Origin of the sequence: Pseudomonas brassicae (assembly GCF_010671725.1) — a bacterium.
Classification (GTDB): Bacteria; Pseudomonadota; Gammaproteobacteria; order Pseudomonadales; family Pseudomonadaceae; genus Aquipseudomonas; species Aquipseudomonas brassicae.
The window spans coordinates 1-12,838 of the sequence record NZ_JAAHBU010000266.1 but is presented as its reverse complement, the minus strand read 5'-3'; the positions used below and the strand labels follow the sequence as shown (position 1 = coordinate 12,838).

Below are 12,838 nucleotides of genomic sequence, written 5' to 3'. Positions count from 1 at the left end.
CGGCTCGATCGGCTTTGTCGGGCTGGTGATACCCCATGCCGTACGCCTGCTGTTCGGCACCTGTCACGCGCGCCTGCTGCCGGCCAGCGCGCTGGGCGGCGCACTGTTCCTGATTGCCGCCGACATCCTCTCGCGCACCCTGATCAAGGGCCAGGTCATCCCCGTCGGGGTAGTCACCGCACTGGTCGGCGCACCGGTGTTTGCGCTGATTCTGATCGGCCGAAGGAACGCACGATGAACGCTGCCACCCACCCGGTCGATAACGCCGTACTCAGTTGCACCGGCCTTGGCTTCACGGTGCGTGACGCTCAATTGCTGCGCGACGTGAACCTGCAGGTACAACGCGGTGAAACCCTGGGCATCGTCGGCCCCAACGGTTCGGGCAAGTCCACCCTGCTCAAATTGCTGGCCGGCCTGCGCACGCCCAGCCAGGGTGAAGTGCACCTGGGCAACACCGCGCTCAAGCGACTGCCGCGACGCGACATTGCCCGCCAGTTGGCCGTGGTCGAACAACAGGCCGACACCAGCGACGCGATCAACGTGTTCGATGCCGTCGCCCTGGGGCGTACCCCCTGGCTGTCGGCGCTCAGCCCCTGGTCCAGCGCCGACAGCGCCATCGTGCAACAGGCCCTGGCCGATGTGGACGCCACCCACTTGAGTACACGCAACTGGCGCAGCCTGTCGGGCGGCGAACGCCAGCGCGTGCACATCGCCCGCGCGCTGGCGCAACGCCCGCAACTGCTGCTGCTTGACGAGCCGACCAACCACCTCGACATCCAGCACCAACTGACCCTGCTGGGCCTGGTGCAAGCCCTGCCCGTCACCACCCTGATCGCCCTGCATGACCTCAACCAGGCGCTTACCTGCGACCGACTGGCGGTGCTCGAACGCGGCCGCCTGGTGGCCCTTGGCGCGCCCCTGCAGGTGCTGACCCCGGCGCGCCTGCGCGACACCTTCGGGGTGCAGGCGCACTACCTCACCGACCCGTACGATGGCGCGCAGGTGCTGCGCTTTCGCTCTTGCTGACCTGAAATGGATATCTGACCATGCGTGTTGCTGCGTTACCCCTGATGCTTGCCGGCATCCTGTCCTGCGTGCCGGCGTTGGCCGAAGTGCATGAAGTGAAAATGCTCAACCGCGGTGCAGCCGGCAGCATGGTGTATGAACCGGACTACCTGCGCATCGCCCCCGGCGACACGGTGAAGTTCATCGCCACCCAGAGCGGCCACAACGCCGCCAGCGTGCCGGGCCTGCTGCCGGCAGGTGCGCAAGCATTCAAGGGCAAGATCAACCAGGAGATCGAGCAGACCTTCAACGTACCCGGCCTCTACGGCATCCAGTGCATTCCGCACCTGGCCATGGGCATGGTGATGTTGATCCAGGTCGGTGCCCCGGCCGCCGAGGCGCCCGAAGTGCCAGCTGCACTGCCGCGCCGTGCAGTGGATCGTTTCAACACCTTGCTGCAACGCGAGGCTGCCAAATGATCCCGCTACGCTACCGCGCTGCCCTGCTGCTGGCATTGGCCAGCCCTGCGCCACTGGCATTGGCCGACTCGGCCCAGGCCCAGGCCAACGGCTTTATCGAAGACAGCACCTGGAGCGTGCTCAACCGCAGCGTCTATGACGGCCGCGAGTACCGCAATGGCGGGCGCAACAGCGCCGGACGCAATGCGTACAAACCACGCGCCGAACGCAGCGGCAAGGCCCAAGAGTGGGCCTACGGCCTGATGGGCACCCTGCAGTCGGGCTTCACCCAGGGGCTGATCGGCGTGGGCGTGGATGCGCATGCCTATCTCGGCCTGCAACTGGACAGCGGCGGTGGCCGTGTCGGCAAGGCGCGCCTGCTGGGGGTGGACAACCAAGGTCATCCGAAAGACGAGTACAGCCGTGGCGGCGCGGCGCTCAAGTTGCGCCTGTCATCCACGGTGCTGTCGTATGGCGAGCAGCGGGTCAAGACGCCGGTGTTCAACTCCTCCGACAGCCGCCTGCTGCCTGAAACCGCCACGGGCGTGTTTGTCACCAGCAACGAATTCGACGCAGTCAAGCTGGTGGGCGGACACTTCACCGAGGGCACCGACCGTAATGCCAGCAGCCATGACCAGGGGCTGGTGGTCAACTACTCCAATGCACGCAAGGGCGATACCTTCGACCTGGCCGGCGTGGTCTACAGCCCAAGCAAGCAGCTCAGCACCAGCCTCTACAGCTCGCGCTACGAGGACACCTGGGACCAGCATTACCTGGGCGGCACCTTCAGCCATGTGATCGACGACAACCGCGCACTGACCTTCAACCTCAACCTGTACCGCACCACCGATACGGGCAAGGCCTTGTCCGGGCAGATCGACAACACCACCTGGAGCCTGCTCTCGACCTATGCCCAGGGCCCGCACAGCTTCAGCCTGGGCTACCAGAAAGTGCACGGCGACACGCCGTTCGACTACGTCACCCGCGGCGCGATCTTCATCAGCAACGCCGTGCAACTGTCCGACTTCAACGCCCCCAACGAGCAGTCGTGGCAGGCCCGCTACGACCTGGCGATGACCCCCTGGGGCATGCCCGGGCTGGTGCTGAGTGCCGCCTACCTGCGTGGCAGCCAGATCGACGGCAGCCATGTCGACGCGCACGGCGGCTACGCCTACCTGGGCTACGGCAAGGGCGGCAAGCACTGGGAGCGCGACCTGGAGGCACGCTACGTGGTGCAGAGCGGTGCGGCCAAAGGGACCGCGCTGTCGCTGCGCCACAACGTGCACCGTGGCAACACCGCCCAGGCCGAGCTGGACGCCGACCAGATCCGCCTGGCAGTGGAGTACCCGCTGAGCGGGCGTTTCTGAGCCTCAGGCCAGTGGCAGACGGCACTGCATATGGGTCGTCTGCCACACCGGGTCGTCTTCGACGTCGATGATCTGGAAGCCGTGTTTCTGCCAGAAACCGATGGCACCGGGCAAAAACGGGTGGGTATGCAGGTACAGCACCTGCACCCCGTCCGCCTCGGCCAGTGCCCGCAGCGCCTGGTACAGCCGGCCCGCAAGGCCGCCACGCCGGTAAGCCGGCCGCACGAACAGGCGCACCACCTCCACGGTGTTGTGGCGGCGATAATCCAGTTGGCTGAAGCGATGGTCATAGGGCAGGTAGCCGACGGCGGCGACGATCTGGCCTGCATCGCAGGCCAGCACAAAGCGCCCTGCGCCGTGCAGATAAACCTGTTCGAACTGTGCCAGGTCGGCGGGCAGGCTTGCCCCGGCGAGCTTGGGAAACAGCTCGGCGCGGGCCTGCATCACAAAGTCGATGGCCTGGGGAATATCGCTGCGCTCGACCGTGCGCACCTCGACCGGGTCAGGGTGCATAGCGCAGTGGCAGGCGAGTGGAGTACTTGATCTGTTCCATGGAAAAGCTGGAGCTGATGTCGGACAGCCCCGGGATGCGGATCAGTTGCTTGTACACCGCGTCGTAGGCCGCCACATCCGGCACCACCACGCGCAGCAGGTAGTCGGTGTCGCCGGCCATACGGTACACCTCCAGCACTTCGTCGATGGCGCCGACCGCCGCGTGGAAGCCCGCCAACCAGTCGGCGTTGTGCTGGGTGGTCTTGATCGACACGAACACCACCACGCCGACGTTGAGCTTCTTGCCGTCCAGCAGTGCCACGCGGCCGCGGATGATCCCGGCGTCCTCGAGCTTCTGGATGCGCCGCCAGCAGGCGGTGGTGCCCAGGCCGATCTGCTCGGCGATATCGCCCACCGCACGGGTGCAGTCGGTTTGCAGGAGGTCGAGTATTGCCCGGTCCAGCTTGTCCATGAAGACGCCTTGTGGTGGGTAGGAGCAGGGGCATTTTCCATCAGGTGAGGTGGGTGTGTCACGGGGGATGGTGATCGCAGTCGGGGCACCCGCCTACAACGTCGCCACGCTGCTCACGATGCGCAACGACAGCCCTTCATACGCATCCAGGTTGATGGTGATCTGCCCATCCTCACTCAGCTCGCCTTCGAGCCGCTCATTGATCATGTCCACCACCGCACCAGGGCTCACATCCGGCAAGTGCAAGGTTTCGCTGATGGCCTCGGCGCCAAAGTTCAACGCAGTGATCTGGATCCCTTTGCCCGCCGGCAACTCATGCACCATCAGCAATAGCGCCGGGTTGACCACCTCGGGAATCAGGATCTGCCGACTGGCCGCAATCGCATAAGCCTGACGCACCGCCAACATCTTCTTCAAGCTGCTGGCAAAGCTGTCCGGCTGCTCCAGTTGGCTCGCCACGCTGCCATACAACGCTCGCGCACGCGGCAACCCTTCGGCCGAAAGCTCGGCCCCGGGCGCAAGGTCGGCCAGGTCATAGGCACCCCGATGAATCCAGCGCGTATCGCCATCAAGCATCAGTGCCTGCACCTGCTCGGGCAACAATGGCAACGCACCGACAAGGTCCCAACCCGACAAGGCAAACACCCCCGGCTGCATGGCGTTGTACATGGCCAGCAGCAGGTGCACCTTCTGAATCAACGCCACCTGTTCGGCGCTGATCTGCTCCAGGTCGCGAATGCCCAGCGCCGCGGTGATGATGCTGGCGGTGGTGCACGCCACGCCATTGGTCACGAAACGCAGGTTGTACGGTGCGTGCTCGCCCGACAGGCCTTCGTACATCTGGCTGCGGATATGCTCGCGCAAAATGCTGCCCGGAAAGGTCTGGCCCTTGTACAGATAGCTGTCGTTGGCATGCAGTGTCCAGAAATGCACCAGTTCCAAGGTCAGCTCATCATGGTTCTGCAACGCGTGGATCAACGAGGCCGGGTCGATCTTGAACGCATGCATCTGGTGCAGCATCAAACGCAAAAACTCGGTATCACCGGTCAACAACGCATGCTGGTACGCCGGGCGTGTGACGAAATCGTAAGACAGGTCGGCGCCGCCGTGGGACATGCTGGCGATGTCATCCAGGGTCAGGTTCAGTTCCTGGAAACTGAAACCGCCCGCCTTGCGAATCATCCCGCCCAGCAGCTGGTTGCCGGTTACCGACAGCGGGTGGCTTTCTGACCAGGCCGGGCCTTCGGCACGCCGCTCCACCCCCAGGAACCCGTTGGCATCCAGGCGCAGCCCGCGCGCACCGAGCACGTCGATGGCGTGCAAGGCGTCGCCGATGATCAGTTGTTGCGCGGCAAAGCTTGGGTCCAGCCAGTTCAGCGACGGCTGCCCCTCCTTGAAGTAATGCAGGTACACCCAGCGCCGTAGCTTGCCGTCCACGCCCATGATTGGCGCCGTGGCGCTCCAGTCGGTTTCCTTGATGCCGGGCTCGAAGAAGATCACCCGCTGCAACTGCCCGACGATGTAGTGCCGGGCCTTGAGCTCGTCGCACTGGGCCGGGCTCAGGTTGGCCGCATCACGCCCTGGCGCTACCTCGGGCAGCAGGCCCCAGTCGGCTTCGCGGATCTCGATCATGTGGTACAGCCCCGGGTAATCGCCGTAGCCAAGCTCCGCCAACCGAAAATCCGCGCCCTTGCCGGTGTGGGCCGGGATCGAGTCGTCGATGGTGACCGCGTTGTGCGCCGACGCCACCTTGCTCAGGTGCACCAGTTCGGCTTCGCTGCCGTAACGCGGGTCGATGTCCAGGCTGATACGGTCGAAGTTGCCGTCGACGCTGGGGGTGAAGCTGCGTTGGGTGATACCGCCCGAGCGCTTCAACGGGCCAGTGTGCACGCCCTGGATACCCAGTTGCGACAGCGCGTACCACAATCGCTCGTGGGCCAATGCATGCAGCACCGAACCACCCTCCTCGGTGATGATCGAGGCCGGGTACACCGTCAACCATACCGAGGCGATGGCACTGGCATCACGGGCACGCGCTTGGGCATAGGGGTGCAGCCACATGCGCGCCTGGCCGGCATACAGCCGGGCACGGTCGCGGGCGGCTTGCAGCATGGACTGGCCTTGCAGCCATTCGATGTGATCCTGGCCTCGCTGGGTCATACGCGGTCCTCCTGTGACGGCTGGCGTGCCTGCAAGGTGTGATTCGTCGCCGCCGCGATCGTTCGCATTTTTACGCGCGCCAGGGCGTAGTCAGGCCCATCCCTCCAGCCGCAAGGTGGCGCGCACCAGGCGCTGCTCCTCCGCTTCGATCTCCCGCAGGTTGGCGCAGATGCCCTCGATATGCGCGATGGCAGCCTTGCGCGCCTGCTCCGGCAGGCGCCCGGTCACGGCGTTGTACAGCCGCGCATGCTGGCGGTCGATCTGGCGCTTCTGCGTGTCGCGGTGGTACAGGTTGTTCACCGAGGCGAACACCGAGCTTAGCAACAGGTCGGTGAGCGAGCGCAGCGTCTGCACCAGCACCGGGTTGTGCGACGCCTCGCAGATGGCCAGGTGAAAGGCGTGGTCCAGGTGCGCATGCTCCGATGCGCTCAGGGGCTGCTGATGCGCCGCCAGCAGTGCCTCGTAGCTGCGCCGGATCAACACGAAATCGGCCTCGGTACCGCGCAACGCGGCCAGCCGCGCCGACTCCCCTTCCAGTAGGCTGCGCACCTCGAACAGGTCGTACAAGGTGCGCGGCTGCGAGCTGAACAGGTGCATCAGCGGCGAGGTGGCGCCCTGCCCCGACAACTGCGCTACATACGAGCCCTTGCCGTGGGCGGTCTCGATGATGCCCTTGGCCCGCAGCAACTTGAGCCCTTCGCGCAGCGCCGTGCGCGACACCCCGAGCTTCTCGGTCAGGCGACGCTCCGAAGGCAGCGCCTGGCCCACCTTGAGCACGCCATCGACGATCAGGCGCTCGATCCGTTCGCACACCACATCCGCTACCTGAGTCTGGGCCATGCATCCTCCCACTGGTATGACCAGGTCAGCGGCGGTGCCGCCACCTCGTCATGCCAAGCACTAATCTTTTGTATTTATTGATTATTTTAAAAAAATGGAAAAACCACCGAAAAACAAACTGGTTCGACCAGTTGATCCAGCGATAGACACTAAGCTTCAGCAGGCCAATCATGCAAGTGAGCCGTGCATCGCCAGACGCGCTCCCATAACAACAAGACAAGGGTCATTAGCCACCCATGAACATCCTCTACGACGAACGCGTCGATGGTGCGCTGCACAGTGTCGACCGGGCCGAGTTCCTGCACACCCTGCAGACCCGCCTGCCCGACCTCGACATCCTGCACGCCGCCGAAGACCTCAAGCCCTACGAGTGCGACGGCCTCAGCGCCTACCGCACCACGCCGATGCTGGTGGTGCTGCCGCGCCATCTGGAAGAGGTGCAGAGCGTGCTGCGCCTGTGCCACGAGCGCAAAGTGCCGGTCGTCGCCCGTGGCGCCGGCACCGGCTTGTCCGGCGGCGCGCTGCCGCTGGAAAAAGGCGTGCTGCTGGTAATGGCGCGCTTCAACAAGATTCTCGAGGTCGACCCGGCCGGGCGCTTTGCCCGCGTGCAGCCCGGTGTGCGTAACCTGGCCATCTCCCAGGCTGCGGCACCGTACGGGCTGTACTATGCGCCCGACCCTTCGTCGCAGATCGCCTGTTCGATCGGCGGCAACGTCGCCGAGAACGCCGGTGGCGTGCACTGCCTCAAGTACGGCCTGACCGTGCACAACGTACTCAAGGTCGAGATGCTCAGCGTCGAGGGCGAACGTATGACCCTGGGCAGCGACGCCCTGGACGCCCCCGGTTTCGACCTGCTGGCGCTGTTCACCGGCTCCGAGGGCATGCTCGGCATCATCACCGAAGTCACCGTCAAGCTGCTGCCCAAGCCGCAGGTGGCCAAGGTACTGCTGGCGGCCTTCGACACGGTGGAAAAGGCCGGCCGCGCGGTGGGCGACATCATCGCTGCCGGCATCATCCCCGGCGGCCTGGAGATGATGGACAACCTGGCGATTCGCGCCGCCGAAGACTTCATCCACGCCGGCTACCCGGTGGAGGCCCAAGCCATCCTGCTGTGCGAGCTGGACGGCGTAGAAGCCGACGTGCATGACGACTGCGAGCGCGTGCGCGTGCTGCTCGAACAGGCCAGCGCCACCGAGGTGCGCCTGGCCCGCGACGAGGCCGAGCGCGTGCGCTTCTGGGCCGGGCGCAAGAACGCCTTCCCCGCCGTGGGCCGGCTCTCGCCCGACTACTACTGCATGGACGGCACCATCCCGCGGCGCGAGCTGCCGCATGTGCTCGGCGCCATCGCCGCGCTGTCGGCCGAGTACAACCTGCGCGTGGCCAACGTGTTTCATGCCGGCGACGGCAACATGCACCCGCTGATCCTGTTCGACGCCAACACCCCCGGCGAGCTGGAGCGCGCCGAGGCGTTCGGCGGCAGGATCCTGGAGCTGTGCGTGAAGGTCGGCGGCAGCATCACCGGCGAGCACGGCGTGGGCCGCGAGAAGATCAACCAAATGTGTGCCCAGTTCAGCAACGACGAGCTGACCCTGTTCCATGCGGTAAAGGCCGCGTTCGACCCGCTGGGCCTGCTCAACCCAGGCAAGAACATCCCTACCCTGCACCGCTGCGCCGAGTTCGGCGCGATGCACGTGCACCACGGCCAACTGCCGTTCCCGGACCTGGAGCGCTTCTGATGAACACCGCCTTGTTCGACCCGGCGCACGGCAGCGACCGCAGCGCCGAACTGCTGGCCCGCGTGCAGCAGGCCATCGCCGAGCGCACCCCGCTGTTCATTCGCGGCGGCGCCAGCAAGACCTTCTACGGGCGCGCCGTGGACGCCCAGCCACTGAACGTCGGTGTTCACACGGGCATCGTTTCGTACGACCCGACCGAACTGGTGATCACGCCCGCGCCGGCACGCCGCTGCGCGAGCTGCAGGCCGCGCTGGCGCGTGGCGGGCAGATGCTCGCCTGCGAAGTGCCGAGCTTTGGCGACAACGCCACGGTCGGCGGCATGCTCGCGGCGGGACTGTCCGGCCCGCGTCGCCCGTGGGCCGGCTCGGTACGCGACTTCGTGCTCGGCACACGCCTGATCAGCGGCCTGGGCACGCACCTGCGCTTTGGCGGCGAGGTGATGAAGAACGTCGCCGGCTACGACCTGTCGCGCCTGCTGGCCGGAAGCCTCGGCTGCCTGGGCGTGATCACCGAAGCCTCGTTCAAGGTACTGCCCAGGTACCGCTGTCGGGTCAGCCTGCGTCAAGCGATGCCGCTGCAGACGGCCCTGGACAAGCTCGGCGAATGGGGCCAACAGCCAATCCCGCTGACCGCCGCCAGCCATGACGGCAGCACCCTGTACCTGCGCCTGGAAGGCAATGAAGGCTCGGTGCGCGCCGCCGCCGAACGCCTGGGCGGCGATGCGCTGGACGACCGCTACTGGGACGACCTGCGCGAACAGCGCCTGGCGTTCTTCGACGACCCGCGCCCGCTGTGGCGCCTGTCGGTGCCGGCATTGACGGCACCACTGGCGATCGCGGGCGAGCAACTGATCGACTGGGGCGGCGCGCAGCGCTGGCTCAAGTCCACGGCCGATGCCGACAGCATCCGTCAGCTCGCGGTGGCCGCCAACGGGCATGCCACCTGCTTCACCCCTGGCGTGGTGGACAGCCCGTTCCAGCCATTGGCCGCGCCGATCCTGCGCTTTCACCAGGCACTCAAACGCAACCTGGACCCTCAGGGCATCTTCAACCCCGGCCGCCAGTACGCCGACGTCTGACCCAGGAGCCAGCATGCAGACCAACCTGAGTGAATCGGCCAAACAACTGCCGCATGCCGACGAAGCCGAGCGCATCCTGCGCAGCTGCGTGCACTGCGGCTTCTGCAACGCCACCTGCCCCACCTACCAGGAACTGGGCGACGAACTGGACGGCCGCGCGGGCGCATCTACCTGATCAAGCAATTCCTCGAACAGGACACCGTCAGCGCCAAGACCCAGGAGCACCTGGACCGCTGCCTGACCTGCCGCAACTGCGAGACCACCTGCCCCTCGGGCGTGGAGTACCACAAGCTGCTGGACATCGGCCGCGACGCCATCGAGGCCCGCGTGCCGCGCCCGCTTGGCCAGCGCCTGCTGCGCAGCGGCCTGCGTGCGCTGGTGCCGCGCCCGGCGCTGTTCCAGGCGCTGGTGAGCACCGGCGAGTTGCTGCGCCCGGTACTGCCGCAGGCGTTCAAGACCCACCTGCCACGTAACGTGGTGCCTGCCGGGCAACGCCCACAGGTTACCCACGCACGCCGCGTACTGATGCTCGAAGGCTGCGTGCAGCGCAGCCTGTCGCCCAACACCAATGCGGCCACCGCGCGCGTGCTCGACCGCCTGGGCATCAGCATCACGCCGATTGCCCAGGCCGGCTGCTGCGGTGCGGTGGACTACCACCTGAACGCGCAGGACACCGGGCTGGACCGCGCACGACGCAACATCGATGCGTGGTGGCCGGCCGTCGAGGCCGGCGCCGAAGCCATCGTGCAGACTGCCAGCGGCTGCGGCGCCTTCGTCAAGGAATACGCCTACCTGCTGCGCGACGACCGCGCCTACGCGGCCAAGGCCGAGCGTATCAGCGCGCTGGCGCGGGACATTGTCGAGGTGGTTCGCGCCGAACCGCTGGAGCGCTTGCAGGCCTGTTGCGAGCAGACCCTGGCGTTCCATTGCCCGTGTACCCTGCAACATGCGCAAAAACTGGGCGGTGCGGTTGAAGCCGTACTGAAACGTCTAGGCTTCAACCTCACCGACGTACCCGACAGCCACCTGTGCTGCGGTTCGGCCGGCACCTACTCGCTGACCCAGCCGGTGCTGTCGAAACAACTGCGCGACAACAAGCTCGATGCCTTGGAAAGCGGTCACCCCGACGTGATCGCCACGGCCAACATCGGCTGCCAGACCCACCTCGACGGTGCCGGGCGAACCCCCGTACGACACTGGATCGAACTCGTTGACCACGCCCTCAACCCAGGAGCCTGATTTCATGCAAAGCAAACCCATGATGACCCAGAGCGATGTGCAGCAGATACTCGCCGCCGCGCGTGCCGAGGCCCAGGCCAACCAGTGGGCCGTGAGCATCGCCGTGGTCGATGACGGCGGCCACCCGCTAGGCTTCGAACGCATGGACGGCTGCGCCCCGGTAAGCGCCTACATCGCCACTGAGAAGGCCCGCAGCGCCGCTCTGGGCCGCAAGGAAACCAAGCTGTATGAAGACATGATCAACGGCGGGCGCACGGCCTTCCTGTCGGTACCCGTGATCTGCGCCACCCTCGAAGGCGGCGTGCCGGTGATCGTCGACGGCCAGGTGGCCGGCGCGGTGGGCGTGTCGGGGGTCAAGTCCGACCAGGACGCCCAGGTAGCCAAAGCCGGCGTTGCTGCGCTTCAAGACTGATCAGGAGTATCCCGCATGACCGACCGTATCCAGCGCCAACGCCTGCACGTGGCGAGCGTATTGCAACGCTTCATCGAAACCGAAGCCCTGCCGGGCACCGGTGTGCCCGAGGGCAGTTTCTGGGAAGGCTTCGACGCCCTGGTGCATGACCTGGCGCCGAAGAACCGTGCCCTGCTGGCCGAGCGCGACCGGCTGCAGACCGAACTGGACGCCTGGCACCGCGCCCACCCGGGCCCGGTGGCAGACATGCCGGCCTACCGTGCCTTCCTGAGCGCGATCGGCTATCTGGTGCCCGAGCCTGAGCAAGTGACCGTCAGCACCTCGAACGTCGACAGCGAACTGTGTGAACAGGCCGGCCCGCAACTGGTGGTACCCGTGATGAATGCGCGCTATGCGCTCAACGCGGCCAATGCGCGCTGGGGCTCGCTGTACGATGCGCTGTATGGCACCGATGCGATCAGCGACGACGACGGCGCCGAGGCTGGCGAGGGCTACAACCCGCGCCGTGGCCAGAAGGTCATTGCCTTCGCGCGCACGGCACTGGACCAGGCCGCACCGCTGGCCAGCGGTTCACATGCTCAGGCCAAGGCCTACCGCATCGAAGGCGCACAACTGAGCGTCGAACTCGTCAGCGGCAAGACCACCGAACTGAAAGACCCGGCAAAATTCGTCGGCTTCCAGGGCGATGCTGCCCAGCCCAGCGCCGTGCTGCTGAAGAACAACGGCTTGCACCTGGAGATCCAGATCGATCCCGCCAGCCCCATCGGCCAGACCGACGCCGCCGGGGTCAAGGACGTGCTGGTCGAGGCCGCACTGAGCACCATCCTCGACTGCGAGGACTCGGTGGCCGCCGTGGATGCCGACGACAAGACCCTGATCTATCGCAACCTGCTGGGCCTGATGAAAGGCGACTTGAGCGAAGACATCAGCAAGGACGGCAAGACCCGCGTGCGCCGGCTCAACCCCGATCGCGTGTATAACGCTGCCGATGGCGGCACGTTGACCCTGCATGGCCGCTCGCTGCTGTTCGTGCGCAACGTCGGCCATCTGATGACCAACCCGGCGATTCTGGATGGCGAAGGCGCCGAGATTCCCGAAGGCATCATGGACACGGTGCTCACCGGCCTGATCGCCATCCACGACCTGCAGCGGCGCGGCAACTCGCGCAGTGGCAGCGTGTACATCGTCAAGCCGAAGATGCACGGCCCGGCCGAGGTGGCGTTTGCCGCTGAAGTGTTCGGGCGTGTCGAAGACCTGCTGGCCTTGCCGCGCAATACGCTGAAGATGGGGATCATGGACGAAGAGCGGCGCACCTCGGTCAACCTCAAGGCATGCATTGCGGCGGCGCATGAGCGGGTGGTGTTCATCAACACCGGGTTTCTCGACCGTACCGGTGACGAGATGCACAGCGCGATGGAAGCCGGGCCGATGCTGCGCAAGGGCGACATGAAGTCCACGCCGTGGATCACCGCCTACGAGCGCAACAACGTGCTGGTGGGGCTGGCCTGCGGGCTCAAGGGCCGGGCGCAGATCGGCAAGGGCATGTGGGCGATGCCCGACCTGATGGCCGACATGCTGG

10 protein-coding genes and 3 pseudogenes are annotated in these 12,838 nt (G+C 66.0%); 9 read left to right on the top strand and 4 right to left on the bottom strand.

What is annotated here, in order from left to right; translation table 11 throughout:
• The 4 genes and pseudogenes from G3436_RS17880 to G3436_RS17865 all read left to right on the top strand — a co-directional run.
• The coding region (locus G3436_RS17880) for an iron chelate uptake ABC transporter family permease subunit (protein ID WP_163947577.1) at window positions 1-238 on the top strand (238 nt) is incomplete at its 5' end.
• Window positions 235-774: pseudogene (locus tag G3436_RS17875) on the top strand (ABC transporter ATP-binding protein); the annotation flags it as partial. The gene G3436_RS17880 and the pseudogene G3436_RS17875, both read left to right, overlap by 4 nt.
• 272 nt (window positions 775-1,046) lie before the next feature.
• On the top strand, window positions 1,047-1,484 hold the full coding sequence (locus G3436_RS17870; protein WP_163947572.1) for a pseudoazurin: 438 nt from the start codon (window positions 1,047-1,049) through the stop codon (window positions 1,482-1,484).
• Window positions 1,481-2,830 carry an OprD family porin gene (locus G3436_RS17865; RefSeq protein ID WP_163947570.1) on the top strand — a complete coding sequence of 450 codons (1,350 nt, stop codon included), beginning with the start codon at window positions 1,481-1,483 and terminating at the stop codon, window positions 2,828-2,830. The genes G3436_RS17870 and G3436_RS17865 overlap by 4 nt, the downstream gene beginning before the upstream one ends.
• Before the next feature lie 3 nt (window positions 2,831-2,833).
• On the opposite strand, the gene G3436_RS17860 is transcribed toward G3436_RS17865, so the two are convergent.
• From G3436_RS17860 to glcC, 4 genes are all read right to left on the bottom strand, one after another.
• Window positions 2,834-3,343: a GNAT family N-acetyltransferase gene (locus G3436_RS17860; RefSeq protein WP_163947567.1), complete on the bottom strand. Its 510-nt coding sequence runs from the start codon at window positions 3,341-3,343 to the stop codon at window positions 2,834-2,836.
• A complete protein-coding gene (locus G3436_RS17855) occupies window positions 3,333-3,794 on the bottom strand; it encodes an Lrp/AsnC family transcriptional regulator (RefSeq protein ID WP_163947563.1) in 462 nt (153 codons plus the stop codon). Before G3436_RS17855 ends, G3436_RS17860 begins: the two co-directional genes overlap by 11 nt.
• Before the next feature lie 93 nt (window positions 3,795-3,887).
• Window positions 3,888-5,954: a maltose alpha-D-glucosyltransferase gene (treS, locus tag G3436_RS17850; RefSeq protein WP_163947560.1), complete on the bottom strand. Its 2,067-nt coding sequence runs from the start codon at window positions 5,952-5,954 to the stop codon at window positions 3,888-3,890.
• A gap of 90 nt (window positions 5,955-6,044) precedes the next feature.
• A complete protein-coding gene (gene glcC, locus G3436_RS17845; protein ID WP_163947557.1) occupies window positions 6,045-6,794 on the bottom strand; it encodes a transcriptional regulator GlcC in 750 nt (249 codons plus the stop codon).
• Window positions 6,795-7,030: 236 nt separating this feature from the next.
• Here glcC and glcD point away from each other — a divergent pair, with 236 nt between their 5' ends.
• The 5 genes and pseudogenes from glcD to G3436_RS17820 all read left to right on the top strand — a co-directional run.
• Window positions 7,031-8,530: a glycolate oxidase subunit GlcD gene (glcD, locus tag G3436_RS17840; protein WP_163947555.1), complete on the top strand. Its 1,500-nt coding sequence runs from the start codon at window positions 7,031-7,033 to the stop codon at window positions 8,528-8,530.
• Window positions 8,530-9,608, top strand: a pseudogene (glcE, locus tag G3436_RS17835) (glycolate oxidase subunit GlcE). The gene glcD and the pseudogene glcE overlap by 1 nt, the downstream one beginning before the upstream one ends.
• A gap of 13 nt (window positions 9,609-9,621) precedes the next feature.
• Window positions 9,622-10,847, top strand: a pseudogene (glcF, locus tag G3436_RS17830) (glycolate oxidase subunit GlcF).
• A 4-nt stretch (window positions 10,848-10,851) separates the two neighbouring features.
• Window positions 10,852-11,259, top strand: a complete 408-nt coding sequence (locus G3436_RS17825; protein ID WP_163947553.1) for a heme-binding protein — start codon at window positions 10,852-10,854, stop codon at window positions 11,257-11,259.
• A 15-nt stretch (window positions 11,260-11,274) separates the two neighbouring features.
• Window positions 11,275-12,838 (top strand): malate synthase G (locus G3436_RS17820; protein ID WP_163947550.1); only part of this gene is annotated, 1,564 nt, incomplete at its 3' end.